We start from the raw sequence: 20,468 nt of genomic DNA, 5'->3' as shown, positions 1-20,468 counted from the left end.
AAGTCCGCCTCACGCCACCGCCGCATCCGGAATGCGCGCCGCGTCCATCGGCTGCTTGCCGCGGATGAGGTCCGACGCACGGTCGGCGATCATCATCGTCGAGGCGTTGAGGTTCGCCGAGATCATGCGCGGCATCACGGAGGCGTCGATGACGCGGAGGCCCTCGAGCCCGTGGACGCGGAGCTGGTCGTCGACGACAGCCCAGGTGGAATCTGCCGGGCCCATGCGGCAGGTGCAGCCGGGGTGGAAGGTGGTGGTGCCGCGCTCGGTGGCGGCGGCCAGGAACTCGTCGTCGGTGTTGATGTTCGGCCCCGGGAAATCCTCGTAGGCGTAATAGGGCGACAGCGGGGCGCTCTTCAAAAGCCTGCGCGCGAGCTTCATGCCGCCGACGATGACGCGGCGGTCGAGCTCGGCGTCGAGATAGTTGGTCTGGATGATCGGCGGCGCGAACGGATCGTTGGAGCGGATGCGGACATAGCCGCGGCTCTCCGGGCGCTGCTGCCAGGACGCGACCGTCATGCCGGGCTCGTCCTCGAGCTGGCCCTGCACGCCTTCCTTGTAGCTCGCCGGCGTGAAGGTGAGCTGGAGATCCGACGAGTCGGCGCTCTCGCCGGAATGCCAGAAGCAATAGACCATGGTCGGCGACAGCGAGAGCAGGCCGCGGCGCGCGGTCGCCCATTTCAGCGCCTCGATCCACAGCGAGAAACCGCGGCGGAGCTCATTGATGGTCTTGATGTCCTTGACGCGCGCCACCGTGCGGGGCGCGTAATGATCCTGCAGACCTTCGCCGACCGGCAGCGCGTGACGCACCTGGATGCCGTGCGCGCCGAGCAGATCGGGCGAGCCGATTCCGGAGAGCTGCAGCAGCTGCGGTGAATTATAGGTGCCGCCGGAGAGGATCACCTCCTTGTTGGCACGCACTTCCACCGGCGTGCCGCCGCGGCCGCCCTTGGTGTAGCGCACGCCGACAGCGCGCTTGCCTTCGAAGATGATCTCGGTCGCGTGCGCGTGGGTGTGCACATGCACATTCGGCCGCTTCATCGCGGGCTTGAGGAACGCGGTCGAGCCGGAGACTCGCAGGCCGTTGTTGATGGTGCGCTGGCAGTAGGAGACGCCTTCCTGCTTAGCGCCGTTGTAATCGGGATTGCGGGGAATGCCGAGCGAGACCGCGCCTTCCATGAAGGCCTCGCAGAGCGGATCGCGCCAGTCCATGGTGGTGACGGTGAGGTTGCCGTCGCGGCCGCGATAGGCGTCCTCGCCCTCGCCGACCCGTTTCTCCAGCCGCTTGAAGTAAGGCAGCACGTCGGCATAACCCCAGCCGCGATTGCCCATCTGCGCCCAGGTGTCGAAATCCATCCGCTGGCCGCGATTGTAGATGTGGCCGTTGATCGAGGACGAGCCGCCCAGCGTCTTGCCGCGCGGCGCGTAGATGCTGCGCCCACCGGTCCAGGGCCCCGGCTCCTGCTGGTAGGCCCAGTTGATGCTCTTCATGTGGAAGGTCTTGATGAAGCCCGCCGGCAGATGGATGTAGGGATGCCAGTCGCTCGGGCCCGCCTCGAGCACGCAGACGCTCACGTTCGGATCCTCGCTCAGCCGGCTGGTCAGCACGCAGCCGGCGGAGCCCGCGCCGACGATCACATAGTCAAATCTATCCATGATGCCCGCCAGAAGCCGCTCAGCGCGGCTTGTCGTTGAGTTGATAGTTCAAATGCGTCCGCACCGTCGGCCATTCGGCCGCGGTGATGCTGTAGACCACGGTGTCGCGCAGCGTGCCGTTCGGCGCAATTTGATGGCTGCGCAGGATGCCGTCCTGCTTGGCGCCCAGGCGCTCGATCGCGCGGCGGCTCTGGTGGTTGAAGAAGTGCGTGCGGAATTCCACCGCAATGCAGTCCAGCGTTTCGAAAGCGTGGGTGAGCAGCAGCAGCTTGCACTGCGTGTTGAGCGGCCCGCGCTGCGCGCTTTTGCCGTACCAGGTCGAGCCGATCTCGACGCGCCGATTGGCGGCATCGATGTTCATGTAGGTGGTCTGGCCCACGATCTTGCCGCTGCCATCGAACACGGTGAAGGGGAGCATCGAGCCCGCGGCCTGAAGGCCGAGCCGGCGGTCGATTTCCTTCGCCACATTATCCGGCGTCGGGATCGCAGTATACCAGATCGTGTAGAGCTCGCCGTCCTTCACGGCCTCCACCAGCCCCTCGCGGTGCTCTCGCGACAGCGGCTCGAGACGGGCGTGCTGTCCACGCAGGGTGATGGGATCAGGCCAGGGCATTGAAGTCTCTCTCCGTTGTCATTGCGAGGGAAGCGAAGCAATCCAGAGTCTTACCTCGGAGGCAGCCTGGATTGCTTCGTCGCTTCGCTCCTCGCAATGACGGCTTGGCTCACTTATTCAAAAAGTTCAACGGCAAACCGCCGCGCGGCCAGTCCATGGCGACCAGCTCGCCCTTGCCCGACAGCGTGATGTAGGCGGTCTTCAGACCCTCGCCGCCGAAGGCGATGTTGGTGGTCACGCGGTCGCCGGTCGGAACCTGCTCGACCAGGGTCCCGTCAGGCGCGATCACCGAGATGCAGCCGGAGACGAGGGTGGCGACACAGACATTGCCGTTCGCCTCCACTGCGAGCGAGTCGAACATCTGGTAGCCGCCGAGGCCGCAGATCGGCTTGCCGCGCTCGCCGCGATAGATCACATCGCGCGGCTTCAGCGTGCCGGGCGCGGAGAGCTCGTAGGCCCAGAGCCGGCCCGTCGGCGTCTCCGCGATGTAGACGGTGTTCTCGTCCGGCGACAGGCCGATGCCGTTGGCCGGCAGCACGCCGTGCACGACTTCGACGATCTCTTTCATGCCGGGCTTGAGGTAGTACATGCCGCCGACATCCATCTCGCGCGCGCGGCGCTTGCCGAGATCGGAGAACCAGAGGCCGCCGTGCTTATCGAAGACGAGATCGTTCGGCCCGCGCAGATCGTGCTCGCCGCATCTGGTCACGACGGTCTCGACCTTACCGGATTGCAGGTCGATGCGCTGGATCGAGCCGCCGAGATAATCATCGGGCTGCGGTCCCGGCATGATCATGTTGCGGGTCGGGATCCAGGAGAAGCCGCCATTGTTGCAGATGTAGACCTTGCCGTCGGGGCCAAGGGCCGCGCCGTTCGGGCCGCCCGGAATTTTCGCGACGATCTCCTTGCGGCCGTCGGGATAAACGCGGGTCAGGCGCTGACCGCGGATTTCCACCAGCACCACCGAGCCGTCCGGCATCACGACCGGCCCTTCGGGAAATTCGAGGTCGGTGGCGAGAACGCGGACGTCAGACATGGGGTACCTCCCGGCTTGCTTGTTATGGCTTGCACGGGATGTCCGGCCTCGGCCCCTCATGCAAGGTTTGCCTGAGGTTATGACAAAGTCACCCGGGCTTGCCAAGCAAGCGGGATGGTATGCCAGCGTTGCGCGTCACTCTCGCACCGGTATCCAGATTTCGAAACCGCCATTGCCGGTCGAGGGATCAAACTTCTCGTCGTAGCGTTCGAAGTTCGGCGCGTCCGCGGCCTTCAGGCCGGAGGCCGGCAACCACTGATTCCAGATCGTGTTGACGGTACGGCGGATCGAGGCGACGTGCTCTGAATGCGTGAACACCGCATAGCGCTGCTCGGGGATGCGGATGCGACCGAACTGGCGCGGCAGGTCGGAAAAATCGGCGACCTCGATGCCGGCGATGTAGTCGAAATTGCCGGCATCGTCGCCGTTGCAGCAGACGCCGTAGGCGACGTTCCCGACGCGCGCGGGAATTTCGTCGACCTCCCGGTGGAAGCGGTGCCACAATTCCGGAATGGCAGCGCCGTTGTCGCAGGCGATGCGCTCGCTGATGCCGGCGACGAGGAAGGCCTTTGCGGTTTCGAAACGCGGGGCTTTGAGGTTGTCGAGCATGGTGGAGTCCATGAGGATCGGCTCCTGTAGCTTGAGATGGCCAGTGCATGTCGCGGCCCGGACCGCTTCGGGCGTCACCCCGAACTGGTCGCGGAACGCGCGGGTGAATGCTTCGTGCGAGCCGTAATCCGCCTCCAGCGCCAGCGACAGAATGTCCGGCGCGCCGTTCGCAAGACTGCGCGCAGCCTTGCTTAGCCGGCGTGCGCGCACGTAACGCATCACCGGAAGACCGGTGGCTGCAGCAAACGCGTGCACGATGTGGAACCGCGACACGCCTGAGATCGCGGCAATCTGGTCGAGCGTCATCGGCTCGGCCAGATGGCTTTCGATATACCAAAGCGCGCGCTGGGCTGGGTTCATGGTGTCAAAGGCCCTCATTCGAAGCCTGGCAATGATGCGCTGATGACCACCGCCTCGCTTGATCGGCATTGCTGTCCTCGCATGAGGATAGTCCCGAAACAGCCACTGGCAACGTCCCGGCGTTCGCGGCTACACTCGTTGAAACCGCTCACGAGAAAGAGGAACCGCGTCATGGAAATCACCGATGTGCGGGCGCACCATATCCGCATCCCCTATGACGCCGGTGTCGCGAGCTTTCGCCAGGGCGCGTCCGCAATCTCCGCGCTCGACATGGTGCTGGTCGAGGTCACGACCGATGCCGGACTGACCGGCTGGGGCGATGCCTTCGCCTATGTCTGCCCGCGCACCACGCGAAGCGCCGTCGAGGAGATGATCGCGCCGCAGGCCCGCGGGCTGAAGGTTCCCGATGCCGGCGGCATTCCCGCGGCCATGGAGCAGATCCAGCGCAACCTGCACCTGTTCGGTCGCTACGGCATCACCATGTTCGCGATATCAGGGCTCGACATCGCGCTGTGGGACCTGGCTGCGAAGATCGAGGGCGTGCCGGTGCATCGCCTGCTCGGCAAGACCAGGCGCGCGAACATTCCCGCCTATGCGAGCCTGCTGCGGATCGGCTCGCCCGAGAACATCGCCGGCGAATGCAGGAAGGCGCTCGCGCTCGGCTATGGCGCCATCAAGCTGCACGAGACCACGACGCCCGCGGTGTTTGCCGCGCGCGAGGCGATCGGGCCCGGCATTCCACTGATGGTCGACATGAACTGCCCGCTGACCGGCGAGCAGGCGGTCGCGTTCGCGAAAGCATGCAAGGACGCACAGCCGATGTTCCTGGAGGAGCCGGTCTGGCCGCCGGAAGATTTTGCTGCGCTCTCCGACGTCCGCAGCAAGGGCGGGCTCGGTGTTGCCGCCGGCGAGAACGCCTGCACGGAATATCAATTCCGCCAGATGATGAATGCGGGCGCGGTGAGCCATGCCCAGCCGTCGGTGATCAAGGTCGGCGGCATCACGGAGTTCCTGAAGGTCGCCGCACTGGCCGATCAGCTCGGCGTCAAGATCGTCCCGCACTCCCCTTATTTCGGTCCGGGCCTGCTGGCGACGCTGCACCTGCTGGCGACGCGTGACGACGGGCTCGTCGAGATGTTTTATCTCAAGCGCGAGGCCTGCCTCTGGGGCGGCCGCGCCGACGTCGATGCGACCGGCCATGTCGCGGTGCCCACCGGCCCCGGGCTCGGCTACGAGCCCGACCGCGGCGTGATGGAGCGTTATCGCGTGGCGTGATCGTCGCGCTTATTTCTGCGCGTCCTTGGGCGGCGGTGCGTCCTGCTTCTTCTTCAGATCGTCCGCGATCTTCGTCTGTGCAAACTGGAGGTCGCCGAGCGTCTTCTGAAGGCCGGCGACAACGGTCTTCAGCGCGTCGATCTGGCGATTGGCCGCATCAAGCTTCTGCTGATGATCGAGCGTCAGCTTGGTGATCGTCTTCTGGAGGAAATCGACGTTACTCTGGAGGCAGCTCGTGCGCCGCTCCATGGTCTTCTCGACGGTGCAGATCTCGATGCCGGGCACGTCCTGCGCGCGGACCGGCGCAATCGCCAGCGTGGCGAGCAGCAACAACACGAAACAAACGCCGACGCTTCGAAGCGGCATGCAGGTTCCTCGTCAAAATCGATCACGGCAATGTGCGCTTTTTACGCGCGGTCGCCAGAGGCTACCACACTCGTACCGCATTCTCGCGTGAGCTTGGCTTGTTCCCTTGGACGGGGAGCGGTGAACCGTGCGCGGAAGAGATGGGCGATCTTTCCGCGACTTTGATTAGGGGAGATTTTTGGAATGGCAACGCGCGATAGACGTCTGGCGGAATTCGATGGCGCCGGAGAACCGCCGCCTGGCCTGCCGGTCGAAGTGCTGTGTGAGGACCATAGCGGAACGTATCAATTGCCGTTCGCCTGCCGCTATGTCGAGGGACGATGGCAGAACGACGCGGCCGGCGTTCCAGTGGAAGCCACTGTCATCGGCTGGCGTGTGCCGCGCGCGAAGCACTCGGGTTTCGCCTGACGCGCGGCATCTGTCTCAAAATGCAACGGGGCCGCGCTCTGCCTTAACTAACGGAACGCGGCCCGAACGAATCACGTCCGAATCAGCCGAAAGGCCCTGTACGCGGCTGTTCACGGCTAGATGTCGCAACAGGCCCGCACGCGCATACAATATCTGCGCAGCATCTGGGCCGGCCCGCGCCGGCCACGGCTGCTAAAAGTTAACGGCTTCAATGACATGGCTGCCGGGTGCAGCAGTCTGGGCCTCGCTCCCAAAACAGGCAGGCGGGCACCTGGCCTGCCTAATATTCGACCTCGAGCTCCTCGATCTCGGCCGGCTCATCCCTGGCCGCCGCGATCCATTCCTTCATCTCGGGCATGGCCATGATGGTGTCGGCATAGGCCTTCAGGAGCGGCTCGAGCTTGACGTCATAGGTCACGAAGCGCGTCACCACGGGGGCGTACATCGCATCCGCCATGGTGCGCCTCGCGCCGAACAGGAAGGGACCGCCTGATTTCTCCAGGCAGTCGCGCCAGATGGACCAGACGCGGTCGATGTCGGCCTGCGCACGCGACCAGATCTTGAAGCCGGGGAAGTGCCCCTTCAGATTGACCGGCAGCGAAGCGCGCAACGTTGTGAAGCCGGAATGGATTTCGCCGCAGATCGAGCGGCAATGCGCCCGCTGGACGCGGTCATCAGGCAACAGGCCCGCATCCGGCATCGCCTCGTTGAGATATTCGGCGATCGCCAGCGTATCCCAGACCACAGCGCCCTCGTGGCGCAGGCACGGCACCAGAATCGACGACGACAGCAGCAGGATTTCCGCGCGCGCCGACGCGTCGTCCGGCGCGGTGACGATCTCCTCGAAATCGAGCCCGGAAAATTTCGTCAGCAGCCAGCCACGCAGCGACCAGGACGAATAGTTCTTGCTGCTGATGGTCAGTGTCGCCTTCGCCATATGGCCTCTTCCTACGCCTGTGACTTGCACCCCGCCCGGCCCGCGGGAGTGCTCATGACCCGTGCTTCCCGCAAAAAGAAGAGCAAGCGATGTACCAGTTTTGAGGGCGGCGTGGCTCCCGTTTGGCTTCGATATTGCATAGCAGCACGGGACAGGTGGGCGTTTCAGTATGATGTCGATGTATTATCAGGCCTTTCAGAACCATATGGACCTCACCGCGCCGTGGCGGGCGGGAGCATCGTCCGCGCTCAAATTCCTCAACCTGGTGCCGCAGGGCCTATCGGATCAGGTCGTCGGCCGGCTCTCGGCCGCGCTGGAGCTGATCTCGCGCTCCACCCTCACCTATGACCGCCCGGCCTACGGCATCAACAGCGTGATGGTGGGCAACCGCGAGGTCGGCGTCACCGAGGAGGTCGCCTACGCGACGCCGTTCGGCTCGCTGCTGCACTTCAGAAAGGACGGCGCGCCGGAGCAGCCGCGCATGCTGCTGGTGGCGCCGATGTCGGGCCATTTCGCCACGCTGCTGCGCGGCACCGTGAAAACGCTGCTCCAGGATCACGACGTCTACATCACCGACTGGCACAATCCGCGCGACATTCCACGCCGCGAAGGCCGCTTCGGACTCGACGATTACACCGATCATCTCATCGACTTCCTCGGCCAATTGGGCCCGCGTCCGCATATGGTTGCGATCTGCCAGCCGTCGGTTTCCGCACTCGCGGCGGCCGCGGTCATGTGCGAGGGCAACCACCCCTCGCGGCCTGCGACGCTGACGCTGATGGCAGGCCCGATCGATACGCGCATCCAGCCGACCAGGGTCAACGAGTTCGCCAAGAGCAGGCCGATCGACTGGTTCGAGCAGAACCTGATCAACTACGTGCCGGTGCAGTGCCGCGGCGCGCTCCGCAAGGTCTATCCCGGCTTCGTGCAGCTCACGGCGTTCGTCTCGATGAATCTCGAGCGCCACATCAAGCAGCACATGGATCTCGCCAGCCACATCGCCAAGGGCGAGAAGGAGAAGGCCGCGAGCATCAAGACCTTCTACGACGAATACTTCGCCGTGATGGACCTGCCGGCCGAGTTCTACATCGAGACCGTGCGTGACGTGTTCCAGGAGCACCTGTTACCGCAAGGCAAGTTGATGCACCGCGGCCGCCCCGTGAACACCAGGGCCGTCAGCCGCATGGGACTGATGACGGTCGAAGGCGAGAAGGACGACATCTGCTCGATCGGCCAGACGCTCGCCGCGCAAGACCTCTGCACCGGTGTGCGCGCCTATCGCCGCGTCCACCACATGCAGGCCGGCGTCGGCCATTACGGCGTGTTCTCGGGCAAGCGGTGGAATAACGAGATCTATCCGCTGCTGCGGGATTTCGTGCACGTCAATTCGTGAGCGTCATCTCTGCCCAAACGACCGCCGGCCAGGGGGAACCGCACGTGCCTCACGCTCCTGCCCGAGCAGCTCTTTCGCTTCCACGAATTCCGGAAGATTACGTTCCGCCTCGAATTCAGCGAGCACGGGGGCGAGCACTTCGGATATCGCATCCGCTCGGCCATTGGTCTCGTACAGGCGTGCAAGTTCAAGGGCGCTGCGCAGCTCGAAAGTCCTGGTCTGCTGGTGTCGCGCGATGTCCAGCGCTCGCTTGAGGGCGTCTTCGGCACTGGATTCGTCCAAAGGGTCATGGCGCGATAAGAGTTTACCGCGGACACGATGCAGCTCGGCATCAAGCCAATGCTGGCCGGATTGTCCCGTCCCGGCGATCAATTCGTTCAGGATTTCCAGCCCGGTCTCGACTTGGCCCACCTCTGCATTCGCCATGGCGACATGCATCCCCCAGAACGGTTCACAGAGGTAGCAATCATTCTCGTGCAGCAAGGTCCAGCCGCGACGCATTTCCGTCAGTCCGGTCATTCGGTCGCCGGCACGCCACTTGGCCAGGCCATTCAGGTAGGTGCCCGCGGCCACATACAGCGGCATCGTGTGGTCGCGCGCGAGACCAAGCGCCAGGATCGTCTCTGTCTGCTGCAGCATGCCCCCGCATAGTCCGTCGAACACAGCTCGATGAACAAGCGCATTGGCCTGGGAGAGCGCCCGTTTTTCTCCCGAAGCACTCACCGCTTCGGCGGCGAGGCGACGTGCGCGGGCGATCCCGCCAAGCGGCCAAAGCACCAGGGCAAGAAACCTCATGATCACGAAAGGAAGATCCAGCGCCGATCCCCTGAACGTCGCGGGGTCCGGCTCGGCGCCGTAAATCTCCAGCGCCCGCTCGAGATGCACCCTCGCGTTCAAGTAGTCACCCCCGAACCAATGGGTAACCCCGCCCGTCCAATGCGCAACGACGGCAGCCACAGGCGAGTCCGGTCGTCGGTCAGCGGCGCTTTTGATGGCATCCGCGAGCTCCCGCATCGGAGCAAGTTCGCCGTGTGTCAGGCAGGCATTGAAGAGGCCCGAATGAACCGGCGCAAGTTCAACGGGGTCATTGATGTCGGCTGCGAACTGTCGGGCGCGCGTCCATGCGGCCACCGTTTCCGGAGCGCTGTGCCCGAGGCTGCCTCGCAATGCACGGCCATATGCGATTTGAAGATGCAGCCTGTTTATCATCCGGCGCGGCTCATCAGGCAACTCATCGGCGGTCGCAATCGCCTTGCCAAGATGTGCGATCGCCTCGGAATAGGCCGAGCGTTTCAGCGCCTGCTGGCCCGCCTTGTGCCACCATTCGAGGGCGACCTCGCTCAGCCCCGCCTCGGTGAAGTGATGCGCCAGAACTTCCGGCTCAGTCTCGGCGACGACTGGAAACTTATCGCGCAGGACATCGCCGATCCGCTTGTGAAGCACATGCCGTTTGCTCTTGAGCAGGCCCTCGTAGGCCGCTTCCTGAACGAGAGCGTGCCTGAAGCTATAGTTTGCTTCGGGCGGAGCTCCGCGACGCACCAGCAGTTCGGCCTCTTCGAGTTGCGCTAGCGCGGCGCTCAGCGTCAGATCATCGCGTCCCGCCACATATCTCAGCAGCGCGTATGAAAAGTCGCGGCCGATGGCGGCGCCTATTTGCGCCACCTCCTTGACTGGAGCCAGCCGGTCGAGCCGCGCCATCAGCGAATCCTGCAGCGTCGCGGGAATAGCGAGCGGCGGGAGCGGACTATCGAGGCGATAGCCCCCGGACTCTTCGACGAGCAACCCGGACTCCAGCACCATCTTGGTCAGTTCCTCGACGAATAGCGGGATGCCGTCCGTCTTGTCGATGATCTGATTCATCATCTCGCGGGGCAGCCGGCGACCGACGGTCACCTGCTCGACCAGCGCACGCGTATCCTGCCGATCGAGCCGGTCGAGCCGCAACAGACTGACGTTGGCCAGGCCCGACCACGAGGGCTCGAACTCTGGCCGGGATGTCATCAGCATGAGTATCGGCAGCCCTCTGATCCGGTCGACCCCGAGATCGAACAGTTCAAGTGTCGTGGCATCGGCCCAGTGCATATCCTCGCAGATAACCAGCAGGGGTTGCTCTCGCGCCAACCCCTCGAGCTGATCGAGAAGCGAGGCGAATGTCTGTCGCCGCTGCTGCGCCGGGCTCAAACCGAGCGGCGGACAGTGGTCGCCGGTGGGAATCGAGAGGAGAGCCGCAATGAGCGGTGTCGCTCGGGCGACCTGCTGTGTTCCAAGCGCCAGCATTGCCTCAAGCTTGACGAGCTTTTGCCCGGGCGTGTCGAGCGAGCGGATGCCGGCTGCGCGCTCGAGCTGTGCGACAAAGGGATGAAGCGCACTGTTGGTGTGGTAGGGCGAACATTGATATCGCACCCGGCGGTGCGCCCCCAACGCGGGGCTTTCGGACAGCGTTGCGACCATGCGCGACTTGCCGATGCCTGCTTCGCCGGAAATCAACACCATCTGGCCCTGCCCCTGCCATGCCAGCCGCTGGCGCGAAAGCGTGAATTCGATCTCCTCCTTGCGACCGACAAAGCCGATCGAGCGCGCCGCGCGGACCGCCTCGAAGCGACTCTCCGATGTGGTCGCCCCCTCGACCGCCCAGACCGCGATGGGTTCGGCTATCCCCTTGACCTCACGGCGCCCGAGATTGCGAAAAGTGAAGAGATCGCCCAGCAGCCGGCGCGTCGACGAGGCAACGACGACCGCCCCCGGCTCCGCCAGGCTCTGCAGCCGGGCAGCGAGGTTTGGTGTATCGCCGACCGTTGCGTGCTCCTCAGACGCATCTCCACTGATGAGGTCGCCGACCACCACAAGCCCGGTCGCGATTGCGATCCGCAGTTCAACCCGTTCGTCGGCGCCCGTCTTGAGTTGCCCAATCGCAGAAATGGTGTCGAGGCCCGCACGCACTGCGCGCTCCGCATCATCCTCGTGGGCGCGGGGATAGCCGAAATAGACGAGTATTCCATCACCGACGAACCTTGCTATCCTGCCGTCATAGGCAGCAATGACGCTCGCGCAGGCAGCGCGGTAGGCCCGGATCACTTCCCACATGTCCTCGGGATCGAGACGCGCCGAGAGCGCGGTCGAGCCGACCAGATCGCAAAACATAACGGTGAGGTGACGCCGCTCGGCGTCGTGAGGAGGAGCCGGTGATGCGATCAACGCGGCTGGATCGAGGTCGGCAATCGCACGCAGCATCTTGCGGCGATGGCCGAGCAGGACTCCGAGCTTGTCGAAGTCTTCGTCCATCAGTTCGGGAAGGACGCCCATGTCGATCCCATTTTGGGCAAAACGCTGCGCGTATTGCCCAAGCCCCAGCTTCTCGAGCCACTCCGCGATCTGCATTGGCTCCACCGATCGTGTGGTTGGCAATTGGCAGAATTTCGGACCACGGCGCGGGGACAATATCCCAACGCCGCCATGATGGCACGTCTTGTTTGTTCCGCGATAACTTAGGTTGCTCAGTACCGATGCCGCTTCCAGGCAAGGACATGCTCGATGCAAACGGCGGCGCTACTAAAAATCGTCTGCACGCAGCGTTGAACGACAGAAGTTGCGATGAGCCGTCAACCACTCGCCTTCAGACCTGACGTCAGCACTGGCACCGGTGCCCACATCACGACGCCAAGCAGACGTTTTTCGGTGAGCACAATCGTCTTCATTCCTCGTCCTTGGGCACTTCGTAGTTGCGCGCCATCGTTCCCGCCGCAACTTGAAGCGAAGACCCAACGACCCAACAGCCGACGAGAAAGGCTATCAGCCCATTGGGTAGGCTTTGATCAAGGACAAGGACGCTGACGGACAGAGTTGCTGCAATCGCCGCACCGAACGTCCCGGCCGCACTCATGATCTCGGCAACCTCAGAGCCGTTGTATTCTTCCGAGGCGCTCGAAATCGACTTCCGAGCGACAGACCGGGACAAATCAATTCCAACATAATAGCTGAGAGCTCCGTAGAGCATCGTTAGCAGCACGATCCAGCCGCTTTCAAAAAGCCCGCCTTTCTGACGCAACAGGGTCGCACCCACATAGAGGCCGCAAGAGGCCCCAACGGCTGCGAGCCCAATTCTTTCGAGGAGATGGGCCGACTTGATAAGACTGGAACGGGCGATCCCAAGATTACCGGCGTACCTCGTTAGGGAAAATGCGCCGGAAACTGCGTTGCCTATCTTCATTGGGGGCTCCTTAGTAAGTAGCAGCCTACCGGCCGACCCCGATTAGAAGCTGCGTGGACGCGCTTCGCGATGCTTTGATTCCAATTTCCAAAAGATGTGGCTGAGTGATGGGGCTGGCTTGCTCGTAACCAAGACGAGAGCCAATCCAAAGCTGCGAGCACGCGGCTTCGCAGGCATTGCGTCTCACCCGTGTCTGTCAGTCAGCTCCGGGGTGCGGCAATTTCTTGGGGGAGAGTTAGCTCGAAAAGAGAGTGATGGACTATGAGACTGTTCACATACTCCCGTTCCCTGTCGCTCCATCCAGTCACGATTTCAGGAGGACTAAGTTTGCATCGTTGCATACTCGGGAGCGCAGAAGCGCGAACTGACTGATTTGGATTCTGATTTTGACGCGAAAACGTTCTACTCGTCCCGCCCGCCATGGGTTTCGCGGCGCCAAGCGCCCGGGCTGACGCCGACTATCTGCGAGAACACCCGCGTGAAATGGCTTTGATTGGCAAATCCGGCCAAGATCGCAATCTCGGACAACGGCAGGTTGCGGCCGGTCATCAGCTGCGTGGCCGCCTTCACCCGCTGGCGCAGCAGCCATTGATGCGGCGGCAGGCCGGTGGAGATCCGGAATGCGCGTGAAAAGTGGCTGACCGAAAGGCCGAGCTCGGCCGCGATCTGCTCCAACGCGACCTTGCCTGAGAGATCGGAGTCGAGCCGGTCACAGGCGCGCTTCACCTGCCATCGCGCGAGGCCGCCGCGGTTCGGCTCTGCGACAGGCTTCAGCCCGCCATAGGTCTGGGCGACGTGGGCGGTGAGCGCGAGCATCATGTGATCGACGAAAAGCTGGTTGGTCTCGTCAGGCTGACGCAGTCCTTCCCGCAACGTGGCGCCGATATGACGGATAACCCCGTCGTCATGGCCCAAACCGGGCTCGTAACTGAGCTCGCCAACGCGCGGCGCGCCCGGTTGCCTCGCCATGTCGTGAAGGGCCGAGCGCGGCAAATAGAAGAAGAGCGAGTGAAACGGCTTGTCGATCACATAGCGCGGGTCGCGCTTGAGGTCGTACAGGTAGGTCGCGCCCGCACGAATATCCTCTCTTGTGACGTAGCGACCCTCCTCCCAACATTCGCAGGCGGGATAGTCGCGGAGCTTCAGGCTGACGAGGTAAGCATCTTCCGCCGGCAACGAGCCGGAAAATTCGGGCGTCGGCTTGTCATTGCGGACTTCGGTGACCGCGAGCTCGGCGCTGCGCAGCGACCGTGTGATCAGAACCGGAGCTTCCTTCACGTGAAGGCCCCGCCCGAGCCTCTGCCCGTAGACTCCTGCTTCTGTCATTTTCAAGAATTCCATCCGGGAAAGGCACGCTTTCCCCAGCCCTCCCGAGTCGATGCATTATCGGATCGGTGGCCAACGGTCCACCTTCACAGCATCAACATGAAGTGTTGTGACAGGCTGCCGCACCGATCGCGGCGAGGTGAATTCATTGCGATTTCAGAGGCCCGGCATCGCCAAGGACAACACCATTAACCTGATGGGCAAGTCACCGCGCGATTTCATCGTGCGTTCTTGAAAGAATTCGCAGCCGGCTTGCTCGCGTCAAGCAGACCACTCCTCGCCCCAGATCTGGACGACGTGGCCGGGCGACACCTCGCGATATTGCCGGACCGGCGGCTGATAATCCGGCGCGCGCACCGGGCTTCTGATCTCGTCGTTGGAGGCCTCGCGCCGTCTGCCCCGACGCGATGGATCGGGCACGGGCACGGCGGCCATCAGTTTCTTCGTGTAGGGATGCTGCGGATCGCCGAACACGGCGGCGCGCGGGCCGGTCTCGACGATCTCGCCGAGATACATCACCGCGACGCGATGGCTCATGCGCTCGACCACCGCGATGTCGTGGGAAATGAAGAGATAGGCAAGGCCCATGCTGGCCTGGAGGTCGAGCATCAGGTTGACGACCTGCGCCTTGACCGAGACGTCGAGCGCAGAGACCGCTTCGTCCGCAACGATCAGCTTCGGCCCGAGCGCGAGCGCACGCGCAATGCAGATGCGCTGGCGCTGGCCGCCGGAGAATTCGTGCGGGAAACGCGCAGCCATGTCGGCGGTCAGGCCGACGCGCACGAGGAGGTCGACGACCTTGTCGCGCGCCTGCGACGCCGTGGCGAGCCCGTTTGCGAGCAGCGGCGCGGCAATCGCCGTGCCCACCGACATGCGTGGGTTGAGGCTCGCGAACGGATCCTGGAACACGATCTGCATCTGCTTGCGGAAGTCGCGCAAGGTGTGGCCGCTCATGGCGAGCACATCCTGACCGTCGATCAGGACGGTGCCGCTGTCCGGCTCCGTCAGCTTGAGGATGGAGCGGCCGGTGGTCGACTTGCCGCAACCGGATTCGCCGACCAGCGCCAGCGTCTCGCCGGCGCGCAAGGTGAAGGAGATGTTCTCGACCGCGTGGACCCGGCCCGAGACTTTTCCGAACAAGCCCGAGCGGATCGGAAAGCGCGTGGTGAGGTTGGAGACTTCGAGCAGCGGCCGTTCGGCGGTCGAGACCGTATCGGGCGTCTCCGCCGGCTCGTCCGAGGTCCCCGACACCTTGTCGACGATCGGAAACCGCATCGGCCGCACGCGTCCATCCATGGAGCCGAGGCGCGGCACGGCCGCGAGCAGCGCGCTCGTGTAGGGATGCGAGGGTGCTGCGAAGATGCGCGAGGTATTGTCGGCCTCCACCGCCTGGCCGTCATACATCACCACGGTGCGGTCCGAGATCTCGGCGACCACGCCCATGTCGTGGGTGATGAAGAGGATCGACATCCCCTCCTCCTGCTGAAGCTCCTTCAGCAGCTCCAGGATCTGGGCCTGGATGGTGACATCGAGCGCGGTGGTCGGCTCGTCCGCGATCAACAGCTTCGGCTTGCAGGCGAGCGCCATCGCGATCATCACGCGCTGGCGCATGCCGCCGGAGAAACGATGCGGATGCTCGTGGAAGCGCGATTTTGCCGCGGGAATGCGGACCCGATCGAGCAGGCGGATGGTCTCGGCCTCCGCCGCTGCGCGCGGCAGGCCGCGATGCAGGATCAGCGCCTCGGCGATCTGGAAACCGATGGTGAGCACCGGATTGAGGCTCGTCATCGGTTCCTGGAAGATCATGGCGACGTCGTTGCCGCGGACATCCTTCATGCCGTTTTCGGGCAGCGTCAGCAGATCGCGCCCGGCCAGCGTGACGCGCCCCTCGATGCGCCCGCTCTCCTTCGGGATCAGCCGCATGATCGAGAGCGCGGTGACGCTCTTGCCCGAACCGGACTCGCCGACGATCGCCACGGTCTCTTTGGGAGCAATATCGAACGACACGTCACGGACGACGGGAATCCATTGCCGCTCGCGCATGAACGACGTGGTGAGGCTCGCGACCGAAAGCACAGGCGCCTGCGCTTCGGCAACGACTTGGTTAGACGTGTTCGCGCCGATGCTCATGCGATTACTCTAATAACCACGACTGCGATCGACACGGCCCGGCAGCTCTTCGCCGCGGCGGTGGCGTGCGATGACGTCGAGCACGAAATCGACAGCCGTATCCGGCGTCGTCATGCTGGCATTGTGCGGCGTCAGCAGAATGCGCGGATCGCTCCAGAACGGATGGCCCGCCGGGAGCGGTTCGGGCTCAGCGACGTCGAGCACGGCGCCCGACAGCGCGCCGCTGTCGAGTGCGGCGAGGAAGTCGGACTCGACGAGATGCGGGCCGCGCCCGACATTGACGAGCCCCGCACCACGCGGCAGGCGCGCGAACAAATCGGCGTTGAGAATGCCGCGGGTCTCCTCGGTCAACGGCAGCAGGCAGACGAGAATGTCGGCCTGCGCCAGAAACTCCGGCAAGGCGTCAGCGCCCGCATAGCAGGTAGCGCCCTCGATCTCGCGCGGCGAACGATTCCAGCCGAGCAACGGAAAGCCGAACGCCCTGAGGCGATCGAGCACGGCCTGGCCGAGCTGGCCGAGCCCCATCACGCCGACGCGCCGACGCTTGGCCGGCGTGATCCGGATCTCGCGCCAGACCTGCTCCTTCTGCTGATTGATGAAGTGCAGGAGATCGCGATGCAGGCCAAGCACAGCCATGGTGACGTATTCCACCATGGTTTCGGCGATGCCGGGCTCGAGCATACGGACCAGCGGAATGTGCGCCGGGACCTTGGTGGTATCGAACTGATCGACGCCAGCGCCAACCGAGAAGACCAGCTCAAGATTGGGGAAGGTCGTCGCGATGTCGTCAGGCGGCACCCAGGCCACGAGATAGCGCACGTCCGCGGGGTTACCGATGTCGGGCCAGAGCCGGAACGGCACATCGGGCGCGCGTTCCGCGAAGAAGCGCACCCACTCCGCACCGCGCACCATGTTGGCCTTGTAGAGAACGCTCATGCCGCCACAGCTCTCAGAACGGGCTGACCGGCGCGAGCCGCCGGCCGTCGATCATGCGTTTGTGGCTGTAGGCCACCGGATCGACCAGCGGCGTCGCGCCGGTGACGATGTCGGCGGCGAGCTTGCCTGCGGCAGGCCCGATGCCAAATCCATGACCGGAGAAGCCGGTCGCGAGGAAGAAGCCCGGCAGCGCGTCCACCGGCGAGATCACTGGGATCGTGTCGGGCGTGCAGTCGATCGTGCCGCCCCAGGCTTCCGCGATCTCGATATCCTTCAATTCGGGGTTCGACTTGATCAGCGAAGCGAGCGCCGCATTGACCAGCGACATGTCCGGTTCGGGATCGCGCACGCGCTCGGTCTCGAACGGCGATGGCTTGTCAAAACTCCAGCTCGTGCCGCGCACGATCTGGTCGAAGAACGACTTGCCGAATGACAATTTCAGCCCGTTCTTGCGATGCAGATAGGTCGGCCAGAAGGTGCGCGCGTAGCGAAACAGGTCTGGCGACAGCTCGACCGTGCCCCGGTTGCGCAGTGCGAGTGTAAAGCCGCCGTCGAGGCGGCGGCGGATGCAGTAGAAGTCGGTGCCGAGGGCGCCGGATGTGATCTCCGGTCCCGGCGTGGTTCGGCATGCGGTGGCGTTGACGAGGCCGATCGGCAGCTCGATGCCGTGACGGCGGCAGAACAGCGACGACCACGCTCCGCCCGACAGCAGCACGGACTGGGTGCGAATGGTGCCCTTCTCGGTGACGACGGCGCTGACTCGTCCGCCGGTCGTCTCCAGCCCGCGTGCAGCGCAGCCCTGATGGATGGTGACGCCGTGCTTGCGTGCAGCGGTGCCCAGCGCGGGCACGGCCATCGACGGCTCGGCGCGCCCGTCGCTCGGCGTGTGCAGGCCGCCGACCCATTTCTCGGAATTGCCGGGCAGGCGCTCGGCGACTTCCGCCGGCGTCAGGACGGTCGAGTGGACCTGCATCTCGCGCGCAGTTGCGGCCCATCGCTCCCAACTGGCCAGCTCGTCCTTGCTTTTGGTCAGGAACAGCACGCCGGTGCGGCGGAAGCCGGCATCAACACCTGCGTCGTTCTGCATATCCTCCCACAGCCGCAGCGCTTCGCGGGCCAGCGGGATCTCCTCACGGGCGCGGCCCTGCTGGCGGCACCAGCCCCAATTGCGGCTCGACTGCTCGCCGCCGACATGGCCTTTCTCGACGAGGGCAACCGAGAGGCCCTTCTTCGCGAGATGATAGGCCGCCGAGACGCCGATCACACCGCCGCCGATGACGACGACATCCGCCTGCGCCGGCAGGCGTTCGTCGCTGTTTATACGGGTGAGCGGCGGGGACATGGGACACTCCTGGAGGTCAGTTCGATCGAGATCTTGTCATGGGATGTTCAGGCGCGGATCGAGCGCGTCGCGCAGGCCATCGCCGAGGAAGTTGAAGCTCGTGACTGCCAGCGTGATGGCGACGCCCGGCGCGATCGCAAGCCACGGCGCGCTGGTGAGATAGATCTGCGCGTTGTTGAGCATGTTGCCCCAGCTCGCAGCCGGCGGCTGGATGCCGTAGCCGAGATAGCTGACATAGGATTCGAGCAGGATCGCCTTGGCGACGTTCAGCGTCGCGGCCACCACGATCGGCGCGATCGCGTTGGGCACGAGCTCGCGGAACATGATCCGCAGGTTCGACGAGCCGAAGGCGAGCGCGGCGACCGCGAACTCGCGCTCCCGCAGCGAGCGCACCTGGGCTTCGACGACGCGGGCCACGGCCATCCACGCGGTGGCCGCGATCAGGATGGTGGTGGTGACGAGACCGGGCTCGGTGAGCGCAGCGAGCGCGAGCAGCAGGAAGATGGTCGGAAAACACAGCACGGCATCGACCAGCCGCATCAGCACCGCGCCGACCACGCCGCCATAGAAGCCAGCGAAAGCACCGACGACGACACCGACCGCCATCGCGATCACCATCGCGACGATGCCGATCGAAAGCGAGACGCGCCCGCCCATCATCAGTCGCGCCAGCACGTCGCGGCCGAGCTCGTCGGTGCCGAGGATGTGTGCGCCGGACAGAGGCGGCGCGAACCGCTTCATGATGTCGATATAGGTGTCGTCGAACGGCAGCAGATAAGGACCGAACGCCGAACCGAGGACGAGCACCAGAATGATGACAGCACCGGCGAGCGCAAGCCGGTGCCGGCGAAAGCGCCGCCATGCGGCCTGGCCGGGCGCGAGCTGAACGGTCGAGAGAGTCGCAGCCGTCATCCCTAGCCCACCCGGATGCGCGGATCGACGACGGCATAGAGGATGTCGGCGAGCAGCGAGCCGATCAACACCATCGTCGCCGAGAACATCAGGATGCCCATCACCACGGGATAGTCGCGGTAGCCGATGGAATCCAGGAACAGCCGGCCCATGCCGGGCCAGGTGAACACCGTCTCGGCGACCAGCGCACCGCCGAGCAGCGTCGGAAACTGGAGGCCGGCCACCGTGATCATCGGCAGCAGCGCGTTGCGCAGCGCGTGCACCGTGAGAATGCGCCATTCCGGCATGCCCTTGGCGCGCGCGGTGCGGATGTAATCCTGGCTGATCACCTCGAGCATGGAGGAGCGCATGAAGCGGCCCCACATCGCGGTCTCGACCAGCGCCAGCACCAGCGCCGGTGCGATCAGATGATGCAGCAGGTCGAGGAAGGAGCCGTCGCCGATGGTCTGGCGGTTGCCGGCCGGCAGCCAGCCGAGCTTGACGGAGAATACGTAGATGGCGACGAGGCCGAACCAGAAGGTCGGGATCGACAGCGCGATCATGGCGCCGACGGTGGCGAGCGAGTCGAACAGCGAGTATCGCCGGAGCGCGCCGAGTATGCCGATCCAACCGCCGAGCAGCACTGCGATGATGGTCGCCGTCGTCATCAGCTCCAGCGTCGCGCCGAGATGCGAGGAGATCACCGACAGCACCGCTTCGCCGTCGCGATAGGACTTGCCCCAGTCGCCCTTCAACATGCGGCCGAACCAGTCGAGATACTGGATCGGCAGCGGACGATCGAGGCCGAGCTGCCTGGTGACGCGGTCGAGATCCTCCTGCGTCATCTGCGCGGAGGCCGCGAATTGCGACAGCGGGCCGCCGGGCGCCAGATGCAGCAGGGCGAAGCCGATCGCGGAGACGATCACCAGCAGCATGACCGCCTGCGCCAGACGGTTGACGACGTAACGGGCCATCTCAGGCGA

At 64.4% G+C, this 20,468-nt stretch carries 17 protein-coding genes; 3 read left to right on the top strand and 14 right to left on the bottom strand.

Annotation, left to right across the window (positions count from 1 at the left end):
* Positions 1 to 9: 9 nt before the first annotated feature.
* From JQ627_RS17030 to JQ627_RS17015, 4 genes are all read right to left on the bottom strand, one after another.
* Positions 10 to 1,656, bottom strand: a complete 1,647-nt coding sequence (locus tag JQ627_RS17030; protein ID WP_212485315.1) for a GMC family oxidoreductase — start codon at positions 1,654 to 1,656, stop codon at positions 10 to 12.
* A 19-nt stretch (positions 1,657 to 1,675) separates the two neighbouring features.
* The gene (locus tag JQ627_RS17025; RefSeq protein ID WP_212485314.1) at positions 1,676 to 2,269 is read right to left on the bottom strand and encodes a GNAT family N-acetyltransferase; all 594 of its coding nucleotides are present in this window, start codon (positions 2,267 to 2,269) and stop codon (positions 1,676 to 1,678) included.
* Positions 2,270 to 2,378: 109 nt separating this feature from the next.
* Complete coding sequence (locus JQ627_RS17020; protein ID WP_212485313.1) at positions 2,379 to 3,305, bottom strand: SMP-30/gluconolactonase/LRE family protein; 927 nt, start codon at positions 3,303 to 3,305, stop codon at positions 2,379 to 2,381.
* A 135-nt stretch (positions 3,306 to 3,440) separates the two neighbouring features.
* Positions 3,441 to 4,274, bottom strand: coding sequence for an AraC family transcriptional regulator (locus JQ627_RS17015; protein ID WP_212485312.1), 834 nt, complete (start codon positions 4,272 to 4,274; stop codon positions 3,441 to 3,443).
* 171 nt (positions 4,275 to 4,445) lie between these two features.
* Between JQ627_RS17015 and JQ627_RS17010 the strand changes: the two genes are divergently transcribed.
* The gene (locus JQ627_RS17010; RefSeq protein WP_212485311.1) at positions 4,446 to 5,549 is read left to right on the top strand and encodes a mandelate racemase/muconate lactonizing enzyme family protein; all 1,104 of its coding nucleotides are present in this window, start codon (positions 4,446 to 4,448) and stop codon (positions 5,547 to 5,549) included.
* 9 nt (positions 5,550 to 5,558) lie between these two features.
* Here the strand turns inward: JQ627_RS17010 and JQ627_RS17005 are convergent, their stop codons facing one another.
* Positions 5,559 to 5,915, bottom strand: a complete 357-nt coding sequence (locus tag JQ627_RS17005) for a hypothetical protein (protein WP_212485310.1) — start codon at positions 5,913 to 5,915, stop codon at positions 5,559 to 5,561.
* A gap of 183 nt (positions 5,916 to 6,098) precedes the next feature.
* On the opposite strand from JQ627_RS17005, the gene JQ627_RS17000 reads away from it, so the two are divergent.
* Positions 6,099 to 6,323, top strand: a complete 225-nt coding sequence (locus JQ627_RS17000; protein WP_041953164.1) for a hypothetical protein — start codon at positions 6,099 to 6,101, stop codon at positions 6,321 to 6,323.
* A gap of 280 nt (positions 6,324 to 6,603) precedes the next feature.
* On the opposite strand, the gene JQ627_RS16995 is transcribed toward JQ627_RS17000, so the two are convergent.
* Positions 6,604 to 7,260 (bottom strand): glutathione S-transferase family protein, encoded by a 657-nt coding sequence (locus JQ627_RS16995; RefSeq protein WP_212485309.1) that lies wholly within the window; start codon positions 7,258 to 7,260, stop codon positions 6,604 to 6,606.
* Between the two features lie 169 nt (positions 7,261 to 7,429).
* On the opposite strand from JQ627_RS16995, the gene JQ627_RS16990 reads away from it, so the two are divergent.
* The gene (locus JQ627_RS16990; RefSeq protein ID WP_212485308.1) at positions 7,430 to 8,653 is read left to right on the top strand and encodes a polyhydroxyalkanoate depolymerase; all 1,224 of its coding nucleotides are present in this window, start codon (positions 7,430 to 7,432) and stop codon (positions 8,651 to 8,653) included.
* Positions 8,654 to 8,656: 3 nt separating this feature from the next.
* Here JQ627_RS16990 and JQ627_RS16985 read toward each other — a convergent pair whose 3' ends face one another.
* From JQ627_RS16985 to JQ627_RS16950, 8 genes are all read right to left on the bottom strand, one after another.
* Positions 8,657 to 12,031 carry an adenylate/guanylate cyclase domain-containing protein gene (locus JQ627_RS16985; protein WP_212485307.1) on the bottom strand — a complete coding sequence of 1,125 codons (3,375 nt, stop codon included), beginning with the start codon at positions 12,029 to 12,031 and terminating at the stop codon, positions 8,657 to 8,659.
* A 313-nt stretch (positions 12,032 to 12,344) separates the two neighbouring features.
* A complete protein-coding gene (locus JQ627_RS16980) occupies positions 12,345 to 12,860 on the bottom strand; it encodes a hypothetical protein (RefSeq protein ID WP_212485306.1) in 516 nt (171 codons plus the stop codon).
* Positions 12,861 to 13,262: 402 nt separating this feature from the next.
* A complete protein-coding gene (locus JQ627_RS16975) occupies positions 13,263 to 14,186 on the bottom strand; it encodes an AraC family transcriptional regulator (RefSeq protein WP_212485305.1) in 924 nt (307 codons plus the stop codon).
* 261 nt (positions 14,187 to 14,447) lie between these two features.
* Positions 14,448 to 16,316, bottom strand: coding sequence for an ABC transporter ATP-binding protein (locus tag JQ627_RS16970; protein ID WP_212485304.1), 1,869 nt, complete (start codon positions 16,314 to 16,316; stop codon positions 14,448 to 14,450).
* A gap of 9 nt (positions 16,317 to 16,325) precedes the next feature.
* Positions 16,326 to 17,252, bottom strand: coding sequence for a glyoxylate/hydroxypyruvate reductase A (locus JQ627_RS16965; RefSeq protein ID WP_212485303.1), 927 nt, complete (start codon positions 17,250 to 17,252; stop codon positions 16,326 to 16,328).
* A 13-nt stretch (positions 17,253 to 17,265) separates the two neighbouring features.
* The gene (locus JQ627_RS16960) at positions 17,266 to 18,594 is read right to left on the bottom strand and encodes an FAD-binding oxidoreductase (RefSeq protein WP_212485302.1); all 1,329 of its coding nucleotides are present in this window, start codon (positions 18,592 to 18,594) and stop codon (positions 17,266 to 17,268) included.
* A gap of 36 nt (positions 18,595 to 18,630) precedes the next feature.
* Positions 18,631 to 19,506, bottom strand: coding sequence for an ABC transporter permease (locus JQ627_RS16955; protein WP_212485301.1), 876 nt, complete (start codon positions 19,504 to 19,506; stop codon positions 18,631 to 18,633).
* Positions 19,507 to 19,508: 2 nt separating this feature from the next.
* Complete coding sequence (locus JQ627_RS16950; protein WP_212485300.1) at positions 19,509 to 20,459, bottom strand: ABC transporter permease; 951 nt, start codon at positions 20,457 to 20,459, stop codon at positions 19,509 to 19,511.
* Positions 20,460 to 20,468 lie beyond the last annotated feature (9 nt).

This window comes from Bradyrhizobium liaoningense, from assembly GCF_018130785.1.
GTDB lineage: Bacteria > Pseudomonadota > Alphaproteobacteria > Rhizobiales > Xanthobacteraceae > Bradyrhizobium > Bradyrhizobium liaoningense_A.
Note: the sequence above shows the minus strand (reverse complement) of the source record. Positions and strands in the feature narration are given on the sequence as shown.